This window comes from Synechococcus sp. PROS-U-1, from assembly GCF_014279755.1.
Classification (GTDB): Bacteria; Cyanobacteriota; Cyanobacteriia; order PCC-6307; family Cyanobiaceae; genus Parasynechococcus.
Genome location: NZ_CP047951.1, coordinates 1,761,742 through 1,781,113, shown reverse-complemented (window position 1 = coordinate 1,781,113; position 19,372 = coordinate 1,761,742). Strand labels below are relative to the sequence as shown.

Below are 19,372 nucleotides of genomic sequence, written 5' to 3'. Positions count from 1 at the left end.
TCAGCTGATCATCAGCCCACTGATGCCTTGCCAGCCCAGATAGGCCCCTAGCCCGAAACTCAGGCTTCCCACCACCAGTTCCCCTCGTTGGAGAAGGGCGGCTTTGCCGCTTTGCAGCAGCGGCAGGACCCGCTGACGTCCGACAAATACAGCCAAGAACGGCATCAAAAGGAAGGCACTGGCGGAGGCGCTGAACCCTGCGCTGCAGATGATTTCCTCACGCAACGGCAATTGCGCGGAGAGAATCACGGCTGCGCTCTTGGCGAAGAGCAGCAGGTCGTCAGGACTGATGACTTCTGTGATGCTGCTAATCAGCAACAGCAAGGGCAGCGGCATTGCTGCGAAACGATCCACGGCGTCGCTCCAGGCTGGGGCTGTTCCGTTTTCCAGCACGCCCCGAATCAGTTCTCGCCCACCCAGGGCGATCAAGGCTCCTCCGCCAATGAGATCCAGGCCAGTGCGGTGGTCGGATCCCTGGGTCATGTCCAGGAGCAGTCCATGCCCCAGCGTGAGCAGACCGATGACTGCCAGGGCGCTGGTCAGCAGCCACCCACCCAGAAACAAGCCACCTCGCCGCAGTGGCGACGCACCGAGCAGCAGCAGCAGCATCAGAACGATATGAATGGGGGAGAGTGCCACGCCAAGCCCGTAGGTCAGTAGCTCCGTCCAGATCCTGGGCTCCGCCATTCATTCAGGTTAAGAACCTCGATCGTGGATGTTCGACAAGGGCCTTGCTCAGAGTCGCAGGATCAAGGCGGCCAGGCCAATGCTCATCCCCAGACTCACAATGCCGAGAAGGGCTCTCCAGAAGGCTTTGTCTTTGGTATTGAGGAAGTTGCTCAAGGTATGCCAGGTTCTTCAGTCGTCAGTTTTGCCATCTGAAAGCAGATAGGGAAAGGTGCGGTTGATCGGGCGGTGCAGCGACCGCAGCGTTTTGTTGTAGTGCACGTCGGCCACCACGCTGTAGCGGCGCCCCAGAATCAGAGCATGGTCCAAATCGGCTTCACAGTTGCGAATGTCGGTCTGGACGGGTCGTGCCTGGGTTGAAACCGGTTCAGCAGCCGGAATCAAGGCCGAAAATTGGCCTTCCCTGTGCCTCCAGCTCTGACAAGCATCGAGGGCTTCTTTCGCCGAATTGAAGACCTGCTTCGGCGTTTCCCGTCGTGTGCTCATCGCCTCCATGCCGAGCAGGGGCAGCGCCGTGATCAAGAGGACAAATCCAAAGCGGAGCATGCCACGAGCGCGAAGGTCCTGCTTCAGCCGTAGCTAGGTGTGCTCAGCGTGGCAGCGTCCTTCCCAATGTTTTCGTGTGCGCATTTCAATACCGCACTTCGAACCAGTCATCGCCTGTAACGGGGAGCTGGCTTGGTTTCACCCGTAGCACCCGGGCTCCCGGCGGTCCGACCTCACACCAGGCCCGCAGTTCAGACAAGGCGAGTGGCGGCCCTTCGGCTTGCACCTCGACACTGCCATCGCTTTGGTTGCGAACCCATCCGCTGATGCCGAGATCCAGGGCGCGCCGACTGCAGCTGGCGCGGAACCCCACCTGTTGGACGCGGCCCTCAATCACCCAGCGCCAGCGTTCGACGAAACGCTGGATCCGTTGGGGCTGCTGGCGGTTGACAAACCGGTTGGCGATCGCTTCTCCCCGGCTTCGAGCGCGGCGCGCCATCGGGAGCAGATCGTCGTAGAGCTGGCCCAGTGCAGGTGTACCCAGCTCGCGTGAACCGTCTGATCGACCCATCCTTCCGAATGTCGATGGACTTTCCACCCCTCAATGTCCCACAGCACTGATCGGTCGGAGGGCTGTCGACTGGTGTGCAGTTCCCAACGGTGAAATTCGTGACCAATGAGCTGTTCACCGCTATGCACCACAGGGCTGTCCCGCCGAGCCTGCAGATGGCGGTAGCCAACGTGCAGACGGCCGCGCTGGGCTGTGAACGGAAGAATGCCCGTCATGCTGTGGCTGTTGCCATCGAGGTCCTGAAGCCTCTCTCCGAGCATGAGCATCCCGCCGCATTCGGCGTAGACCGGCCGATGCTGCACGAACTGTCGGAGTGACCTCAGGCTTTGTTCACATCCGCTGAGCTGGGCTGCGTGCTGCTCTGGAAAGCCACCAGGGAGGATCACTCCCTTCGCTTCGGCGGGGATGGTCTCATCGGCCAGGGGGCTCCAGCGGAGCACGGGCATGCCCATGTGCTCGAGCAGTTCACTGGTCTCTTGGTAGCGGAAGTGAAAGGCGGCATCACTCGCGAGTGCCACCGGTAGGGGGTGCCCCTCCACCGTTGGGATGTCGGCCAGAGGGGCCGGCTCTGGGCGGGGTGCCTGAAGCAGGGGCTCCAGGCGTTCCATGTTCAGATGCTGGTTGGCCAGAGCGGCCCAAGCTTGGCGTCGCTGGTCGGGAGCCTCCATTTCATGGGCGGGAGCCAAGCCGAGATGACGGGCCGGCAGAGCAAGGACCTCGGTGCGCGGCAGGCAGCCCAGCAAAGGCATCTCCATGCGGTCCAGCACCTCGCTGAGGAGCTCCCTGTGCCTGGGGCTGCTGACCTTGTTGAGCACCACTCCGGCGATGGCCAGATGGGGGTCGTGATCACGGAATCCGCGAACGAGGGCGCCAAGGGAGGCGGCCTGACCGCCAGCATCCAGCACCAGAACCACCGGTAATCCCAGCAGGCGGGCCACATCGGCGGTGCTTCCCGTTTCACCGCTGCCGATGCCGTCGAACAACCCCATCACCCCCTCCACGAGGGTGAGGTCTGAGGCTCCGCCGTAACCGTGAAATGCCCGCCGAACCCAGGCTTCTCCGCAAAGATTGAGATCGAGATTGCGACAGGCCTGGCCGGAGGCTTGGCTGAGCAGTTGGGCATCGAGATAGTCCGGTCCGACCTTGAAGGGTTGGATCCGTCGCCCGTTTTGCTGCGCCCAGCTCAGTAGCGCCAGGCTCAACAGGGTCTTCCCGCTGCCACTGGCTGGTGCAGCAATGACGGCGGCCATGGCTCAGACGCGGCTCAGCCGAGCAGCCTGGCAGCTAGCGGAGCAGCTGCGGCCAGGAGGGGGTTGGTGCTGTCGTGACCGCCGCCGAGCAGTCGGGCAACATCCATTTCGGGGCTGTCGTGCTGCACGGGAACGACTTCCTCATGGAGCTCGAGGTTCGCCATGCCGCCGCCTTCCAAACGCATGCAGCCTCCGGATTCGGCGCAGAGAATCACACACATGCCTTGCCTGTTCTCCGGTTCGGCAATCAGTCGAAGCCCCACCATCTGGCCCGCATGCACGTTGGGCTGCCCCGTCGGCACAGCCATCAGTTGGAAGATCACGTCTGTGCCATCGGAGCGCTTGAACAGAGCCGTCGTGCCGTTGTCGACTGCGGTGGACGAGATCAACGTCCAGCCAAGGCGATCGGCGATCCAGGCCGCAAGCAGGACCCCTTGAGCGGGGTGATGCCCCTCAACATCGATGTCCAGGCGTGTGATGTGGCTCAAGGCATCACGCCGTTGTGGCGGATCGAACACCATCGCGAGGGTCTCGCGCCAGCTGCGCAGTCGCAGCCAGTTGAGATCATTCACCGCCTGGCCGCTCTCCACGCGGCTGCGCAGCAGTGCAAGGCACTGATGCGGATCACCCATGGCTGTATCGATGATCAGACGTCGGGGCGCACTGGTCAGCCGTTGCATCAGTTGCGGTGCTTCGTCCATGCATCCGTTCCACCAGACCCAGGCCGGCATCGATGTCGGCAGAAGCGGTTCGAGAATCGACAGCCCCTCGCTCAGGGCGTCATGGCCGCCCCGCAGAACCACAACGTCCCCACAGGCTGTGGTGCCACCCCCTTCCTCAGGCAGGGGGCAGTAGGCGGCCACGAGCGTTTCCAACGACTGTGCAGCATCGATCGTCGGCGCCAGGGTGATCAGGCGCCGAGGCATCAGCGCACTCAGGGCCGGATCGATGTACTGCCCACGCAAGTCTTCTGCGCTGGCCTGTCCCTCAAAATCGCCCACCGCCTGGACGACAGTGCCATCGAGAGGAGGCGTACTGAGGGGGAGGTCAGCATCCAGCACTGCCTGGCGGCCTGCAGCGATTAATGGAGCGGACTGCTGTCCGGTGATGGGCCCAGGCAGGCGACCACTGCGGGTCAATTGCTGCTCGGCCCAGGCGGGTTGCCAGATCAGCAGGCAGAAGGTGTTTGCACCGGTGCCTGTGCTGCCCTGCTGCTCCGGAGACCAGAGCTGTTCGAGGTAGTGGGGCACCTCCGCTGGTGCCAGTTCCAGCGGGGTTTGCAGGGTGAGCTGAGGTGACATGGTGGCGGATGAGCGAGGGGTAGAGAGCGAGGAGACAGGGGGCGTCAGGGGCGTCGCCAGAGCAGTCCGTCTTTCGCTAACAGGGCATCCGCTGCGGCAGGCCCCCAGGTCCGTGATTCGTAGGGATGGACCGGCAGCTGCCAGGGACTGTCTTCAATTAGCTCCAGCAGAGGGGTATAGAGACGCCAGGCGGCTTCCACTTCATCGCTGCGGGTGAACAGGGTGGGGTCGCTGAGCATGGCGTCAGCGAGCAGCCGCACATAGCCCTCATCAGAGGGTTCACCGAAGGATTCGTCATAGGAGAACTCCATGTCGATGGGGCGGCTCCGCATCCCAGACCCGGGTGATTTCACTTCGAAGCGGAATTCAGCACCTTCATCAGGCTGGATGCGCAGGATCAGCTGATTGGCGGTGGGTCCTCCTGTGGCCGCATCAAACAGATGCACCGGCGCCTCGCGGAAGGTGAGGACCACCTCACTCATGCGCTTGGCCAGCCGTTTTCCAGTGCGGACATAGAACGGAACGCCCTGCCAGCGCCAGTTGTCGATGAACAGTTTCATCGCGACGTAGGTCTCGGTGGTGCTGTTGGGATCCACACCAGGTTCATGGCGGTACCCAGCTAGGGGGGAGTCCGCTGAACCACCGGGGCCGTACTGGCCACGGATGCAGCAGTTCCAGGGTTCGAGCTCATCAGCCAGGCGGGCCGCCTGGAGCACCTTGGCTTTTTCGTTGCGGATGGCTTCCGGATCAAAGCGCCCTGGAGGTTCCATGGCGGTGATCGCCAGCATCTGGGTCAGGTGGTTCTGCACCATGTCCCGCAGAGCACCGGCCGATTCGTAGTACCCGGCGCGCTCTTCTACCCCAACGGTTTCAGCGGCGGTGATCTGAACACTGGAGATGTAATTGCGGTTCCAGATCGGCTCGAAGATCGTGTTCGCAAAGCGCAGAACCATGATGTTCTGGACGGTTTCCTTGCCCAGGTAGTGGTCGATGCGAAAGATCTGGTTCTCCTGACCGCAGGCCTGAACCACACGATTGAGGGCCTGGGCACTGCCGTAGTCGCGACCGAACGGTTTCTCGATTACCACCCGGCTGCGTTTGGGGTCCTTCAGCAGGCCGGCATCGGCGAGGGAGCGGCAGCCACTGCCATAAAACTTGGGGGAGACGGAGAGATAAAAGGTTCGGTTGCCGCGGGTGGCGCACTGTTGATCGATCTGCTCGAGCCGTCCGCCCAGCCGAACAACATCCTCAGGTTTCTGAAGATCGACCGGCTCGTAGAAGAGTTTGCTGACGAACTGCTCCCAGGCCTGGGGATCGTCCTGGATCGTGCTGGAGAGTGCTTCCGCCATCTTTCCGCGGAACTCCTCATCACTCCACGGCCGCCTTGCACAGCCCAGAAGGGCGAACTCACTGGGCAGTCGCCGTTGCTTGAACAGCTCGAAAAGAGCTGGAACCAGCTTGCGATGCGTCAGATCACCGCTGGCTCCGAAAATCACCAGACACTGCGGCGCGATCACGCGCTCCTGTCGCAGTCCAACCCGTAGTGGGTTTGTCATCGTGGCGACCATGGAGCATCCAGGCTTCTGACGCTGGTTTAGGCACGGAAGTGGCAACAGACATGGACTTGCTGCTTTGTTTCCGTGTTGGGCTCAGCTTTTGTTTTCAACCGAAAAAAAAAGTCCACCCCGAGGGGTGGACCGGAAACCATCTGCAGGCGATCGATCAATAGGTTTCCACGTGCCAGCGATCGGCTTTCTTCAGCTGCGGGCGAAGTTCAGACCAGTCGAGACCCTTGGCAGCAGCAGCGGCTGTCATGGCTTCGTCGATGCCCGGCTCCATGCCGCGAAGACCACACATATAAACGTGGGTCTTGGGATCTTCGATCATGGCGAAGATCTCTTCAGCGTGCTCCAGAACACGGTCCTGGATGTACATCCGGCCGCCTTTGGCGTTCTGCTCTTCCCGACTGATCGCCTTGGTGTAGCGGAAGTTGTCGGGGTACTCCTTCTCGTAGTGGAGGAAATCCTCGTCATAGAGAAGGTTGGCTGTTTTGGGCGCGCCCATGAACAGCCAGGCTTTGCCGCGGAACTTCCACCCGTTGGTGTCTTGTTCGCGGGGCTCGAACATGCGGCGGAGATAGGTGCGCATCGGGGCGATGCCTGTGCCCGTCGCCAGCATGATCACGTTGGCCTCTTCATCGTCAGGCAGGAGCATCTCCTTGCCAACCGGTCCAGTGATTTTCACCTTGGTGCCGGGTTCGATGTCGCAGAGATAAGTGGAGCAGACCCCATAGATCTGTTCGCCGGCATCGTTCTTGTACTCGAGCTGGCGGACGCACAGGGAGACGGTGTTGCCCTCGAGGTTGTCGCCGTGGCGTGTGCTTGCGATGGAGTACAGCCGCAGCTTGTGAGGTTTGCCTTTGGCGTCTTCACCCTCGGGGATGATGCCGATGCTCTGGCCTTCGATGTACTTCAGCTGAGGATCACCACCCGCGAGATCAAAGGTGATGTGCTGAACACGACCGATGGCACCGTCCTTCAGCAGGGAGTAGTTCTCGGTCACCGTCCCCATGAACGGTGTTTTGGGTTTGTAGGTGTTGACCGGTACGTCGGCGTGGGGCTTTTTCTTCGGGGCGCTTGACGTCACGGCTTTCTTAGCGGGTTTTTTGGCGGTTTTTTTGGCAGGTGCCGGGGTGGCGGCAACGGGAGCGGCTGAATGCTCTACTTCCACACCATTCACCGAAACGATTTTGGCGCCGCTGGCCCCCAATCGCTTGAAAAGTGCGGAAAACTGGTTCATAGCAACGGTGTAGGTCTGAACCACGGACGCTTGTGAGCCGACCTGGGGACCACTTGCCACAACAGTGAACAGAACCTCATTGCAATGTTCTGTCGCTGCATTGGACACCCGCATTGAAATTACCTGCTTTTTGTGGCGCGACTATAGGCGTGGCCTTCGATCTCACACAAAAAGGTTGCTCTTTGGAACAGAATTCGATGTGATTCAGGCGACCTCCTTAAGATCCCCAGGTTCGGTCTCTCGCTTCGGCGCCTCTTTTGGTTCTCCCCCAGACAATGTTTGGACGTGGGCTTCAAACCTCCAGCGATTCAGCGACTGCGATTGAGCAGACCATGGAGCGGCTGCCCCAGGGTGCTCGTCGTCTCGCTGCGGAACTGAAATCTTCGATGCCTGTTCAGCTCCTCTGGGATGTGCTGACGGATTACGAGAATTTGTCCCGGTTTATCCCCAACCTCAGCTCCAGCGAGCTGATCCAGCGCCAAGGCCAGACGGTACGGCTTCAGCAGGTGGGCAGTCAGCAGCTCCTGGGGCTTCGGTTCTCCGCCCAGGTTCAGTTGGAGTTGACGGAGTATCGCCACGACGGACTGCTGCAGTTCCGCATGGTGAAAGGGGATTTCAGGCGGTTTGAAGGGTCGTGGCAGATCCGTCAACGTCCAGACGGCAGCTCACTGCTCTACGAGCTGACGGTTCAAGGCTGCCTAGGCATGCCGATTGGATTGATTGAAGAGCGACTGCGCGATGATCTTTCCAGCAATCTGAGCGCTGTGGTGAAGGAAGCGCAACGAAGAAACGGCTGAAGTCGCAGCTCAACTCATCGCGAATTGAATTCGCGATGTTGTCTATACCCCCAAGGGGATTCGAACCCCTGTCGCCTCCGTGAAAGGGAGGTGTCCTAGGCCTCTAGACGATGGGGGCGAGGCCGTGATGAGTGAGCTGTCGGTGCTCCTGATCACTTGTGAACACTAGGGCTTGGTCGGACCCTCCGTCAAGACGGCCTGTCCCCATTCGACACCTTGCCCTTGCCAGATCGGCACCGTGAAGGTGAAGCAGGCTCCCTCTCCAGGGTCGGAGACAACCCAGATCTTGCCACCGTGCACCTCGACGATGCGGCGACAGACGGCCAGTCCCACGCCATACCCGGTGGTTTGGTCGGAGGTTTGCGGCAGGCGCACCCGATCCAAGAAAATCCGCTGTTGTTCCGCTTCCGGAATGCCGGGTCCACTGTCACAAACACTCACCTCCACCCGCTGACTGGTGCGGTGCAGCATGGTGAGCGAGATATGACCTCCATCCCCGGTGTACTTCAGGGCATTTTCCAGGAGATTCAGCAGCACCTGACGCATGCGGCGCTGGTCGGCAAACACCTTGGGCAGGTCAGCAGGAATATCAGTTTGTATTTCGACATTTCGACCCAACCATAATTTTTCAAGCTCGAGAATCACTTCTGCTGAAACGCTGGCAAGGTCGAGGCGCTGAGGGTTGAACAGCGTTTCCCAGCGGGTGGTCCCCACTTCGAGCAAATCCTTCGACAGCGCCTCCATCTCCTCAAGGCGGCGGGTGATCACATCCTGAAAACGGTTCATATCGATCTGTCCCAGTCGCTGGCTTTGCAGGGCCAAGGCCGCTGCCGTAAGGGGTGTGCGGAGTTCGTGGGCCACCATCCTCAACAAGCGTTCTTGGGCATGAACGCGATCGATCAATGTCTCGTTCTCTTGCCGCAGCACCAGGAGTTGATCCTCTAGTTGGAGTTCCTTCTGGGTTCGACTTCCATCAAGCTCGGTGGGTCTGAGGCTGAGGCCAAGACCGCTCACCACCCCTTCCTGCTTCCAGCGCGGCACCCATCCTTTGAGTTGCTGCAGGATGTTGCTTCCTGCAAAGACCTGTTTCGGGTTGGGAGCAAGTTTGATCAGTGCTGGCGTCACCACGAGGCGGTGCAATTCCAGGAGTTCGGGTTGCTGTGAGGGATCAGCAACCTGCAGGGTGACTTCGAATCCCAGGTCCTCCCGTTCCAGGAACTGCACCAGTGATCGGAGATCCTGGCCAGACAGGTGATGCCGAGCTGCAACCAGCAACAGCTTCAACGGTTGACGTGTCTTGGGACCGTCCTTCACCACGCGGACTCAAGACAGCAAAAAACGATGCTTACCTTATGGGTTTTTGACTGAACCGCCATCGGCGCTAAGACGATCAAGAACACTCCGTTGCGTCATCGACGCGGTCCATGTCGCTTTTCTCCGCGCAAAACCGTGTTCCTCTGACCGTTCCCGGCGGAGTGGCCGATCAGCCGACGATCCAGGTCGACAGCAACCTGCGCCGCTGGTTCAGCCGCAATTTGGGTTTATGGCGTTCCCGGCGTCAATACACCTTCAGTGATGACCAGGTTCTTCATTTGGATATGAACCTGAAGATGGAGGTCTTTGCGCACCCCCAGGCGGGCGAGAGTCGCTACCGCTTCAGCTGGTGGTCCGACCAGGATGACCAGCATTCCGACGAATTCTTCGCGCGGAAGCCTTGGTTTGAGCGCAGTGGCGTGATGGAAGCCACCCTCTGGGGGCATCAGCTTCAAAGGAGTCGCGGTTACCTCACAGGGGATCCTGTGCGAACCCGTCTACGTCAAGTGGATGAGCACGAAACCATCCTCGAATCCCACTATCAGCAATGGGACATCCTCGAACACATACGGCTTGTGGATCAGGACCGCTACCGCTACCGCGCCATCTACAGCTGGGAAAACGGCGATCTCTCAATCGTTGAGCACCATCACGAGATTCGAATGTCCGACCCTCTTCCGCCGATCGAGGAGGACTGAGCCTTTCGCTCCTGTGATGTCCCAGTTCATAAAGCGCGCCAAACTGTCGTGAACGCTGTCCACGGGCGGTAAGTTGACGAAAAGTGAAGTTGTCTAAGTACTCGGTGATTCGTCATTCCTTAGCCGCCGCAGCTCTATTGATTACAGCTCCATTGCTATGTCCCTCCACAGCTCTGGCCCAGGCGTCAAAGGTAAAGACCACTCCAGCTACGGCCATGGAAGTCAACACTTACGGAGTGATGTCGATCGCCACATTTTGCGAAGCGCGAGCTCAGAAGATTGATTTCAACAAGTCCTTGGCAGTGGCTCTCGCGGGTCAGTTGCATGTGATCTATGGCAAGCATGGAGGTCTGCTCCCCGGCTCCACGAAGCCCTTGCCTGAAAAGCAGTTTCTGAACAATGCCGGTTTTATGATTGTTGGTGGTGCTTTAAAGTTCTGTCCTAAATCTGTTCCCTCCGCTGAAAAAGCACGTTTTGAAAAAGCTGCAGCATCCTTGAAGCCGGCTAAAAAATAATTTTTCGTCAATTGGGAAAAGCTTAAAAGTATTAGCCTTTGGTGTGAGACCACTTTGAAAAAATATCTGTGTTTTGTGATATTTATTTTGGCTTGGATTTTTAGGTTTTAGCTGATAAGCCTCACTTCAGATCTTTGTCCGTCAGGATTGTTTTGTCCTTGCGTCGTTAGGCCATGACTGCAGCTGCTTCGATCCGTCTGGCGGACTACACGCCATGGGCCTTTGATCTCCCCGACATTTCCTTGGATGTGAACATTCAGAGCGACCATGTCGTCGTTAGGTCCAGGCTCAGCCTTGAACCGCGCCGGTCCGGAGAGCCTCTGGTGCTGTGCGGAGTCGATCTTGAGATTCAATCGCTTGCGATCGACCAGACGCCTTTGCAGTCTGAGGATTACTGCTTCGCTGAGGGACGTCTCACCATCCCCAACGTGCCAGGCCAGCCGTTTGTGCTGGAGACCTGTTGTCGTCTTGATCCCTACTCCAACAGTTCGCTTGAAGGTTTGTATGCCAGTGGTGGTCTGCTGAGCACCCAGTGCGAGGCCGAGGGATTCCGGCGCATCAGCCTGCACCCCGATCGTCCGGATGTGCTGAGCCGTTGGCAGGTGCGGATTGAGGCCAACAGCAGCACGTGTCCTGTGCTTCTCAGCAATGGCAATGCCGTTCAGGACGAGCGCGTCGGCACTGATCGTCATGCTGTGACCTGGGACGATCCGTTCCCCAAACCCTCCTATCTGTTTGCCCTGGTGGCAGGAGACCTCAGGGAGATTCGTGATCACTACACAACGGCGTCGGGCCGGCAGGTCACCCTGCGATTGCATGTGGAGGAGGGAGATGAACCGTTCACGGCCCACGCCATGGCGTCGTTGAAGCGATCCATGGGCTGGGATGAGTCTGTTTACAACCTCGAGTACGACCTTGATGAGTACAACATTGTTGCCGTCCGTCACTTCAATATGGGAGCGATGGAAAACAAAAGTCTGAATATCTTCAATTCAAAGCTTGTTCTCGCCGACGCGGTAACGGCAACCGACGCCGAGCTCGAACGAATTGAAAGTGTGATTGCCCACGAATATTTTCATAACTGGAGTGGCAATCGCATTACATGTAGGGATTGGTTTCAGCTTTCGCTCAAAGAAGGGCTGACCGTCTTTCGTGATCAATGTTTTACTGCAGATCTGCATTCTGAAGCGGTGAAGCGCATTGAAGATGTTGCGATGCTGCGCAACACCCAATTCCGAGAGGATGCAGGCCCCACTGCCCATCCGGTGAAGCCATCGGAATACCAGGCGATCGATAACTTCTACACAACAACCATTTATGAAAAAGGCGCGGAATTGATCCGCATGCTCCACACCCTGCTTGGTCCTGAGCGGTTCATGCAGGGAATGGAGGTGTACGTGCAACGTTTTGATGGCACGGCTGCCACAACGGAAGACTTTGTTCAGGCGATCGCCGATGGAGCCACCAGACAGGGAGAACCCCTGGGATTTGATCTGGAGCGGTTTCAGCGCTGGTACCACCAGGCCGGAACGCCGGAACTCAGGGTTGAACGGCACTGGAATTCCTCACTTGGCCAGTTGACCGTCGACTTGCGCCAGTCGACGCCCCCCACGCCGGGACAGGCTGAAAAGTTGCCGCTCGTACTGCCGATCGCCATGGCGCTGGTCGGAGATCAGGGCCGTGTTGGTGAGGAAGAGCTGCTCGTGATGGAGGGCGAGCACGCCAGCATCACTCTGCAGGGCCAGCCTGGTGATAATGCCCCTGCACTATCCATGCTGCGGCGGTTCTCGGCGCCGGTCCATGTGCGTCTGGACCAGTCACTGGAGGAGTGCCTGCAATTGTTGTCTTCGGATGATGACCCCTTCTGCCGTTGGGATGCGGCCCAGCGTTTGGCGCGTCAGGTGCTTCTGGCGCGGGCTGAAAACCAGCCGAATCATGCCGTGGAGGAGGCTCTGATTCAGGCCCTGGAACAGAGGATCACCGCCTATGTCGGTGGTGATGGCATGGACCTGGCGGTGCTGCTTGCGCTTCCCGGACTGGCAGAACTGGAGGCGTTGCAATCGCCGGTGGATCCGTTGTTGCTCGATCAGGCGTTCCGGGATTGGACCCAGGAGATGGGTGTCCGGTTGCAACCGTCTCTGCGACGACTCCTGGACCTGGCGCGGGCTGACTGGGCTCTGGCCTGGCCAGCCGGCCAGGGAGGCCGTGCACTGACAGCGTTGGCTTGGCGTTGGCTTGCAGCTGCTGGGGATGCCTCGGTTCAGGCTGAAGCGCTGGCGGCGGTCTCCGGCCCTTCGATGACCCTCGCGCGGGGAGCATTGCGCGCTTTGCTGCCCCACGAGAGCGCTGAGCGTGAGCAAGCGATGGCCCTGTTTTACGACCGTTGGCAGGACAAACCCGTCATCCTTGACGCCTGGTTTGCGATGGAAGCGTCGGCCCCACGGCCGAATGCTCTTGAGCGGGTTCAGCAGCTTTTGGAGCACCCACGCTTTGATCCGCTTGCCCCCAATTCCCTGCGCGCCGTTCTGGGCGGATTCACCTCCAATGTGCCGGCCTTTCATGCCACCGATGGCAGTGGTTACCGGTTCATGGCTGGGCAGATTGCTGCGGTCGATTCCCGGAATCCGATCACGGCCTCACGGATGGCCAAGGTGTTCAGTCGTTGCAGCAGTTACGGTCCCGAACGCCAGAGGGTCATGCGTCAGGCCATCGACCAGCTGGCGTGCCAGCCGCTCTCAGCCAATACGGCGGAGGTGGTTCAGTTGCTCATGACGTGATCACGACAAGCATGATGACGGCCAGTAGCACGATCACCAGCCAGCGGCGTCGATGGCTGCGCCCGCTGCTCCGGGGCGTTGGCCGCGTGGGTCGAGTTCCTGCCGCGAGACCGCAGTTTTGACAGACCAGCCGACCGGCCATGGATCGGTCGGCACGAAACCGACGGCTTCCGCAGTTCTGGCAGACGTTGACGGCCAAGGTCTTTCAATCAGCGTTCCACCAGCTTGCCTGGCTTCGTCAGTCTCGTTCCCAGCCATCGCAGCCTGCTTTCGAGCGCTGTCGCTTTGTGCGTCGGTAACTGTCGGTCTGTTTGGCAAGAGCCTCGCTGGCAGCAGCAACGGCTGTGCTGTCGTCGCTTCCAGCAATGAAGGCCCGATTGATCGCCATGGCGTTGCCAAGTCGATTGAGCACCTGATCCATCAACTGACATTCATCAAATTCGGCGTGCACCGCAGCTGGTAACCCCAGCAGCACCAAGGCCAAGGATGGAGCAAGCAAGCCTTTCATTGATTCGCTCAGGGGCTGTAGATGATCGTGCACTGATAGCGGCTGCTGAACCCCACATCAATGCTCTTGCAGGTTGTGTCGGTGATCGTCGCCCCTTTCGGGATCGCGCGCATGGCTTCCCCTGTGGCGAATTGCTCCGACGCCCCCTGGGCTGTGGCCCGATTCCCGCCTGCCAGTGCCGTGGTGCTCCACAGGATTGTGGCCATCAACAGAGCCGCATGTCGCATGACGAGATCCTGTCGTGATGTCTTCGGTTTACACAGAGCGCGCCTGTATGACAGCTGCGGTGGGGTTCAGCAGCCGCCGCGACACCAGCGCTGGTTCTGCGGTTTTGCTTCAGTGCTGGCGCCGGTTTCCGGATTCAGTCCGGGCAGCGGAGGTGGAGGCAGAAGCGTTGCAGGCTGGATAGGCAGACGTCGCGTTCCCCATTTGGCATCAAATGGAACGATCACAAGGCGAATTGGCTCCGCACTTCGAACCGGAAATGACAGCGCACATGACGCGACCAGAACGGTGATCAGAAGTCTCATCCGACCATCTTTGCCGATCTTGGACCGTGATGCCGTAGCCCCTGCTGCCCCGTCAGAGCTCAGACCATAAAAAAAGCGGCCTCAACAACCGCTTGCGGGAGAGCAGGGATGGCAGAAGCCTGTTCAGGCTCTCGAATAGGAGACGCCTCGATAGGTCAGAACAACAGAATTCCGAACAGCTTTGTTTGGTTCGGATCGATAGGTTTTCCCCATATATTTGAGTTGAATCGTAGGCTTGGAAGATGTCTTTTCTGACTTTGCATATTTGTTCCCTAAGAAAGTAAGTTCCACGGTGAGTTTAGGGGTGAATAAAATCTTTTCGAGTTCTACATGGTGGCTGAAGCCTTGCAAGGTTCCACTGGATACCTCATTCTTTAGCCATTGTGAAAATCGCGTTAGGTTGATACATTTTTCATTGCCCTGGCTTGTGCTCCCAGGGGCGTTGGTCCGTTTTGCTTGATTGAGGCTTTGGGTTTGTTGAGGTTGTTGGTTGAAATAAACAGTTATTGTCTTTCTGATTGCGAAGGCAATTGCTCTCCATGGTTTTAGTTGGAGATATCGTTGTTACATCGAGCTGGGACTCGCTGTGTGTATCCTCGGCTTTATCGATGCTGGTTGAGAAAATGGATTGGCGGAAGACCACGCATTGGTTCAACTGTTATGCGAATAGTCATGCAACAGTTGTGACCTTGATTGGCCACTTTCTTCTTGATCGAATTTCTTCTAATTTGCTTGAAGCAGCGCCTCAACTCAGACCGTTGACACTTTCTGGTCAAACATGGGGTGAGCCGCCATTTGAAAAGGTGGTTGGTGGTAATGAAGATCTTGAATGGTTAATACGTCATCCCGAATCGTATCGAAATGCGGTGTGTATCCTTGAGCCGGCTGAGCATGTTGGTCAAAATATAATTCAAGAAAATGTGCGTGCTTCTAGCAATATTGCCCACTTGTGTCGCATGATTGCTGATTGCGATTCTGTCCTTTTCCCGCTTTGGCAAACAGGTGGGTTGAATCAAGAGATGTTGGGTCATGTTCTCGAGTCTTCGCTCGCGGTTTTTGTTGAAGGTGGTTACCCAACTGCAAAGGATGCATCCAGCTTTGATCATCAGGCGATTGGGTTGGAGGGCCTGCATGAGGTTGTTGAATCTTTGCTTCTCGCCCGATGTCATAAAAGTTCCCCACACATTTATATTTGCATTGGTCATCAATTGGTAGCTCAATCACATGTGAATTTACTGAAGAAAGCCGTTGTTGATGTTCGGCTTAAGTTGGCCAGTATTCTTGATGCTGAGTCTTATCAGTACCAGTCACTGATGGAGATCTGTGCTGAGATTGAGTCGGTCGGTGTTGATTTGAAAGTTGTCAAGGATGGTCGTGTTATTGCGAATGGATGGAACGATCCTCTTTTTGCAGTCGCCCTCAACGAACAGCCAGAGGTTGGTCATTGTGAGCTTCAGCATTATGCCCATGATGGAACGCATCCATCCGAGAGCTTCAAGCGTCTTCTTGTGAAGCATGATGAAACCTGTGATCGCTATAACGGAATTGTTGAGCAGTCAATTTCCTATGAGAAGAACCTCAATATCGTGATGTTCCATAGCGATGAGGTGAATGAAGAAGCGATTCTTTTCGTCAATTGGGCATATTCGAGATTGCATGAAACTCTGCGTTCTGCGAGAAGAACGATCGCTCTTTCTGAATTGTCATGGTTGCTCGATCTTCCCTCGTCAGTTGAAATTCTCTGCTCTACTAGCTCCGACGGCAAGACCTGCACGGAAGTTGCTGCGACCTGTATCAGCTATGTCGATGATGAATCCAGTGAAGTGCGCCGTTCATTCAGTTTTCAGTTCCATCCGGAACTTTTGGATGACCTGAGAGAATTTCATCTTGCCGGTGAGCCAGATTATTCAACATTGAAAACTGACGATGGTGTCAGGATGTTGATGCGAGTTCTTCAGGAAAGCCTGATGGATTGAAATTGTAAGTTCTCCACTATTGATGATCAAAAGACCCGGTCAACAGGGGCAAGATCTTCTCGATTTAGCTCTCATTACACCGTTGGCATGCAGTAACTCTGTCTTTGTGGTTTTCAGGTAGTGTCAGTCGAAAGGGGTCGATGTCAAACTCGTAGCCACATGAACACCTAACGTGGTACCTCAGCTTTTTTGATTTGGTTAGTTTTTTGATTAGGGTGATATTTCCGTAAGTTTGTTCTGGCTTGAATCGATCAAGCTTTGTACGTTCTTCCGAGGCATTTTTGACCTTCGCTTTGTAAAGCGCATTACGGACGGAGTTTTCACTCCCTTTGCCAAGAATTTTGGGGATCTGGAGGATGGATCGTCCCTCCTTCAGATACAGACGCTTGATCTCTTCGATCTCGGCGCTTGTGAAACCAGACTTCTTGCCCATCTGCTTCCTCACGTTGCTTTGAGTCTCTCAGGTCATGGGCAAGGGTGATGCATACAAACCAGGACTGGGCCGGGATTGCTGGGGAGGATGTCCGGTCCCAAGGCTCCACCGTGCTGTCGTGCTGGCCGAAGGAAGGGGACCGCCTGGGTTCGGTTGTACGTGCCCTCGTTGCTACGCCAGTTAAAGCGCCTTCGTCAGATTTGTTCTGAGGCTCCGCTGAGAGTTTTCAGCAGCGGGGAACGATGTGAGTCAACCCAAGATGGTCATCTCGCCATCTTGCTCCTCACTGCTGGAGCTGGATTCGATTGGCTTGGATAGAGGCTGATGCTTCCAAGAATCCAGCCAGTTGCGGAACGCTTTGGTCAAAGCCATAGCTCACGGGAAAGCTGAGCCAATCAAAGCTTATGTGTGTGCTATGTCGACCCCCCTTTAATTCAGGCCACCACGGTGCCGCCGCCATGCTGGATGAGCAATAAAAAACCCCGCTATTGCTGATGGGGTGAGAATTGCTCTTCGAATTGATGTTTGTCTAAGCCAAAACTGTGGAGTCAGTGGAGAAGAGATCAACCCAATCGTCATAACGAGCTTGGTCTGTATCTCCCCAGCCTCCGCCAAGAGCAATCTTCACGCCGTTTGGATCGAGTCCATCAGGGACTCCTGCAGCCTCAAAGTATTGACTTTTGTAAAGAGAATGGCCAAGGCGCTGAGTTATTAAGCCTATTTCATGAATTTGTGTAAATACGGAGTGCGACAATCAAAAGACGTAATTCATCTAAATGTTGGATCTGCAGATTCCCTTTAGGTTTTTTGGAGCGCTACTCGTGGGCTCTGCCCTTACGTCAATGGCTCAAAATCCCAAGGAGTTGATTTTGCTGGGTGGCACCTTCCTTCTCGGCCTAGGGGCACTTGAGGCAGCGCTAAGGTTCGGAGGCTTTTAGCTCGTCCTCTGATCGCCAAACGTCCAAGACCTCTGGGAAATGCTGCTCGATACAGGAATCGCAGATGCCATGTGTGAATTTCAGGCTTGATCTTTGTGAAAGATATTTATCAAGATGCATCCATTCTCCATTCTGGTCTTGAGCCTTCCTGCAATAAGAGCACGTAGAAATCATTCTATTTCCACCGCTATGTGTGCAAAAGGATTCAATTAGGTTGATAGATTTTTTTCGCAACTCGAGAAAAGCAACGACTTGCCTTGCAAGAGCTTTCATGACATCGCATTCTCTATCAGTTAAATAACGAGGTCTTCGATCTATCACGCATAAAGTTCCTACTCTTAATGAAGCACTGTTTTCCAGCGGAAAACCTGCATAAAGTCTTATCTGAGGGTCGCCGCAAACAAGAGGATTGTCAATAAAGCGTGAGTCCATCGTTGCATCGGGAACGACAAGGGGATCGGAGGAATGAATTGCGTGAGCGCAAAAAGACCAATCCCTTGGTGTCTCCTGAATATCAACTCCTACTTTTGACTTGAACCACTGCCTATCTACATCAACCAGGCTCATAAGAGCAATGGGTGCAGAGCATACAGTTGCAGCTATTTTCGTTATATCGTCATATGACTGCTCAGGGCTTGTGCCTAAAATCCTGTATTCATTGAGCGCATTAATCCTTTCCGCTTCATTTTCAGGCAGCAGAGAGGAAGGCACGAGTAGGATGTGCTAATAGGCTTGAAGATTAATGCTCTAGGCTATTTAATCAAATTATCAATATAAAAATTATTCACTCTAGGAATGATGTTGAATGATTCACGATTCACAAAAGGAAGGCCGCCCCTCCCGGTGGAGAGACGGCCTAGCTCGCTCGTTTGCGCATGGTTCAACCCATCACTGCCGAAAAGAGAGAGGGTCGAAGCTTCTGGCTAGAGGCGCCCTGGGGCCATTTGCTCTAGGTGTTGGGTCGTTTTCTCCGAGGGCACCTGAGACGGTGCAAGTGGAGCGTCGATTGGCGTGACGTATCTGATGTGTACCTAGCCAAACGACCAACCCAGGTCATTTTTGAGACTGTTGGAGCAGGGGCCAGAAAGTCATTCTGCTTCTTGGATCTGCTCGGTTGGACCGTCGTCTCTCATGAACGCCTCCGATCTCGATGCACTCAGTTTTGTGCCTTGAAGGCACAAAGTCATCGGCATTAAGGCGCATTGCCTCAATGGCCTGAGCGATCGATCTTTGGGGTGGCGTGCCTGGCTGCCCTCGCAGCTGGCTCCACTGCTGACCACTTCACCGCAATGCGTCCAGTACATAAGTACTAGCAAAGGTTGCAGTGCGGGAGGGCTGGCTCGTCGACCGGGAGGGCTATTGGATCTGCCGGTTTCACCGTGACAAGAAGGCTTGGATCCGCGATCTACGGGTGTTCGTCGATCACGGCCGGGAGATGCCCAACGGTGAGCCCGCCCTGCTCAAGCGGCGGGAATACCTGCGCCGCGATGCTGCCGAGCAACGCTGGAAAGAGCTTCTGCGGCTGGGTTGGGCTCCCACTGCCCCGGCTTGGGGTGCTGAGGTTGAGCCTTAGAAGATTATTCTCTGACTCATCGAGGTTGTCGAAAGGGCCTAGGTTTTGGATACCCTTTTTGCGGGCTTCAATGTCCCGGATAAACCTCACAATTCTAGGTGGCGCTAATAAACAACTTCTCAGCAAAAAAACCGCCATTGCTGACGGGGTTAATGTTCTTTCGGGAGATGGATAGCGACAACAACGCTGTAACAAAGACAACCCTCTATGCAAGAAAAA

21 protein-coding genes and 1 tRNA gene are annotated in these 19,372 nt (G+C 56.5%); 7 read left to right on the top strand and 15 right to left on the bottom strand.

The window, feature by feature from the left end:
* The 7 genes from SynPROSU1_RS09925 to SynPROSU1_RS09895 all read right to left on the bottom strand — a co-directional run bounded on the left by SynPROSU1_RS09925 (position 1) and on the right by SynPROSU1_RS09895 (position 7,208).
* A complete protein-coding gene (locus tag SynPROSU1_RS09925) occupies positions 1–687 on the bottom strand; it encodes a GAP family protein (RefSeq protein ID WP_186570364.1) in 687 nt (228 codons plus the stop codon).
* 171 nt (positions 688–858) lie between these two features.
* Entirely contained in the window at positions 859–1,233 is a 375-nt protein-coding gene (locus tag SynPROSU1_RS09920; protein ID WP_186570363.1) for a hypothetical protein, read from the bottom strand.
* 85 nt (positions 1,234–1,318) lie between these two features.
* Positions 1,319–1,600 (bottom strand): acylphosphatase, encoded by a 282-nt coding sequence (locus SynPROSU1_RS09915; RefSeq protein ID WP_255444902.1) that lies wholly within the window; start codon positions 1,598–1,600, stop codon positions 1,319–1,321.
* Complete coding sequence (locus SynPROSU1_RS09910) at positions 1,567–2,994, bottom strand: cobyrinate a,c-diamide synthase (protein ID WP_186570361.1); 1,428 nt, start codon at positions 2,992–2,994, stop codon at positions 1,567–1,569. The genes SynPROSU1_RS09915 and SynPROSU1_RS09910 overlap by 34 nt, the downstream gene beginning before the upstream one ends.
* A gap of 14 nt (positions 2,995–3,008) precedes the next feature.
* Positions 3,009–4,295 carry a glucose-6-phosphate dehydrogenase assembly protein OpcA gene (locus tag SynPROSU1_RS09905; protein ID WP_186570360.1) on the bottom strand — a complete coding sequence of 429 codons (1,287 nt, stop codon included), beginning with the start codon at positions 4,293–4,295 and terminating at the stop codon, positions 3,009–3,011.
* Between the two features lie 44 nt (positions 4,296–4,339).
* A complete protein-coding gene (gene zwf, locus SynPROSU1_RS09900; RefSeq protein ID WP_186570359.1) occupies positions 4,340–5,863 on the bottom strand; it encodes a glucose-6-phosphate dehydrogenase in 1,524 nt (507 codons plus the stop codon).
* Between the two features lie 154 nt (positions 5,864–6,017).
* The gene (locus tag SynPROSU1_RS09895) at positions 6,018–7,208 is read right to left on the bottom strand and encodes an FAD-binding oxidoreductase (protein WP_115025287.1); all 1,191 of its coding nucleotides are present in this window, start codon (positions 7,206–7,208) and stop codon (positions 6,018–6,020) included.
* A gap of 161 nt (positions 7,209–7,369) precedes the next feature.
* Here SynPROSU1_RS09895 and SynPROSU1_RS09890 point away from each other — a divergent pair, with 161 nt between their 5' ends.
* Positions 7,370–7,891: an SRPBCC family protein gene (locus tag SynPROSU1_RS09890; RefSeq protein WP_115025286.1), complete on the top strand. Its 522-nt coding sequence runs from the start codon at positions 7,370–7,372 to the stop codon at positions 7,889–7,891.
* A gap of 45 nt (positions 7,892–7,936) precedes the next feature.
* On the opposite strand, the gene SynPROSU1_RS09885 is transcribed toward SynPROSU1_RS09890, so the two are convergent.
* Both SynPROSU1_RS09885 and SynPROSU1_RS09880 read right to left on the bottom strand, forming a co-directional pair.
* Positions 7,937–8,009, bottom strand: a tRNA-Glu gene (locus SynPROSU1_RS09885).
* 47 nt (positions 8,010–8,056) lie between these two features.
* Complete coding sequence (locus tag SynPROSU1_RS09880) at positions 8,057–9,208, bottom strand: histidine kinase (RefSeq protein WP_186570358.1); 1,152 nt, start codon at positions 9,206–9,208, stop codon at positions 8,057–8,059.
* 107 nt (positions 9,209–9,315) lie between these two features.
* Between SynPROSU1_RS09880 and SynPROSU1_RS09875 the strand changes: the two genes are divergently transcribed.
* From SynPROSU1_RS09875 to pepN, 3 genes are all read left to right on the top strand, one after another.
* Positions 9,316–9,903 (top strand): hypothetical protein, encoded by a 588-nt coding sequence (locus SynPROSU1_RS09875; RefSeq protein WP_186570357.1) that lies wholly within the window; start codon positions 9,316–9,318, stop codon positions 9,901–9,903.
* Between the two features lie 89 nt (positions 9,904–9,992).
* Positions 9,993–10,418: a cAMP phosphodiesterase gene (locus SynPROSU1_RS09870; RefSeq protein WP_255444623.1), complete on the top strand. Its 426-nt coding sequence runs from the start codon at positions 9,993–9,995 to the stop codon at positions 10,416–10,418.
* Between the two features lie 173 nt (positions 10,419–10,591).
* The gene (gene pepN / locus SynPROSU1_RS09865; RefSeq protein ID WP_186570355.1) at positions 10,592–13,195 is read left to right on the top strand and encodes an aminopeptidase N; all 2,604 of its coding nucleotides are present in this window, start codon (positions 10,592–10,594) and stop codon (positions 13,193–13,195) included.
* On the opposite strand, the gene SynPROSU1_RS09860 is transcribed toward pepN, so the two are convergent.
* Genes SynPROSU1_RS09860 through SynPROSU1_RS09850 form a run of 3 tightly spaced genes read right to left on the bottom strand, consistent with a single transcriptional unit; the run spans position 13,185 to position 13,909 of the window.
* Positions 13,185–13,394, bottom strand: coding sequence for a TFIIB-type zinc finger domain-containing protein (locus SynPROSU1_RS09860; RefSeq protein WP_186570354.1), 210 nt, complete (start codon positions 13,392–13,394; stop codon positions 13,185–13,187). The genes pepN and SynPROSU1_RS09860 overlap by 11 nt on opposite strands.
* A 39-nt stretch (positions 13,395–13,433) precedes the next feature.
* Positions 13,434–13,703, bottom strand: coding sequence for a hypothetical protein (locus SynPROSU1_RS09855; RefSeq protein WP_186570353.1), 270 nt, complete (start codon positions 13,701–13,703; stop codon positions 13,434–13,436).
* An 8-nt stretch (positions 13,704–13,711) separates the two neighbouring features.
* On the bottom strand, positions 13,712–13,909 hold the full coding sequence (locus tag SynPROSU1_RS09850; protein ID WP_255444622.1) for a hypothetical protein: 198 nt from the start codon (positions 13,907–13,909) through the stop codon (positions 13,712–13,714).
* Positions 13,910–13,947: 38 nt separating this feature from the next.
* Here SynPROSU1_RS09850 and SynPROSU1_RS09845 point away from each other — a divergent pair, with 38 nt between their 5' ends.
* Positions 13,948–14,112 carry a hypothetical protein gene (locus tag SynPROSU1_RS09845; RefSeq protein ID WP_186570351.1) on the top strand — a complete coding sequence of 55 codons (165 nt, stop codon included), beginning with the start codon at positions 13,948–13,950 and terminating at the stop codon, positions 14,110–14,112.
* 244 nt (positions 14,113–14,356) lie between these two features.
* On the opposite strand, the gene SynPROSU1_RS14170 is transcribed toward SynPROSU1_RS09845, so the two are convergent.
* Positions 14,357–14,524 carry a DUF4278 domain-containing protein gene (locus tag SynPROSU1_RS14170; RefSeq protein WP_370586281.1) on the bottom strand — a complete coding sequence of 56 codons (168 nt, stop codon included), beginning with the start codon at positions 14,522–14,524 and terminating at the stop codon, positions 14,357–14,359.
* Positions 14,525–14,772: 248 nt separating this feature from the next.
* Between SynPROSU1_RS14170 and SynPROSU1_RS09835 the strand changes: the two genes are divergently transcribed.
* Positions 14,773–16,209, top strand: a complete 1,437-nt coding sequence (locus tag SynPROSU1_RS09835; protein ID WP_255444621.1) for a hypothetical protein — start codon at positions 14,773–14,775, stop codon at positions 16,207–16,209.
* Positions 16,210–16,273: 64 nt separating this feature from the next.
* On the opposite strand, the gene SynPROSU1_RS13870 is transcribed toward SynPROSU1_RS09835, so the two are convergent.
* On the bottom strand, positions 16,274–16,642 hold the full coding sequence (locus SynPROSU1_RS13870) for a hypothetical protein (protein ID WP_222929880.1): 369 nt from the start codon (positions 16,640–16,642) through the stop codon (positions 16,274–16,276).
* 917 nt (positions 16,643–17,559) lie between these two features.
* Entirely contained in the window at positions 17,560–18,291 is a 732-nt protein-coding gene (locus SynPROSU1_RS09830; protein WP_186570348.1) for a GAF domain-containing protein, read from the bottom strand.
* 613 nt (positions 18,292–18,904) lie between these two features.
* On the opposite strand from SynPROSU1_RS09830, the gene SynPROSU1_RS09825 reads away from it, so the two are divergent.
* On the top strand, positions 18,905–19,153 hold the full coding sequence (locus SynPROSU1_RS09825) for a DUF1651 domain-containing protein (protein ID WP_186570347.1): 249 nt from the start codon (positions 18,905–18,907) through the stop codon (positions 19,151–19,153).
* Positions 19,154–19,372 lie beyond the last annotated feature (219 nt).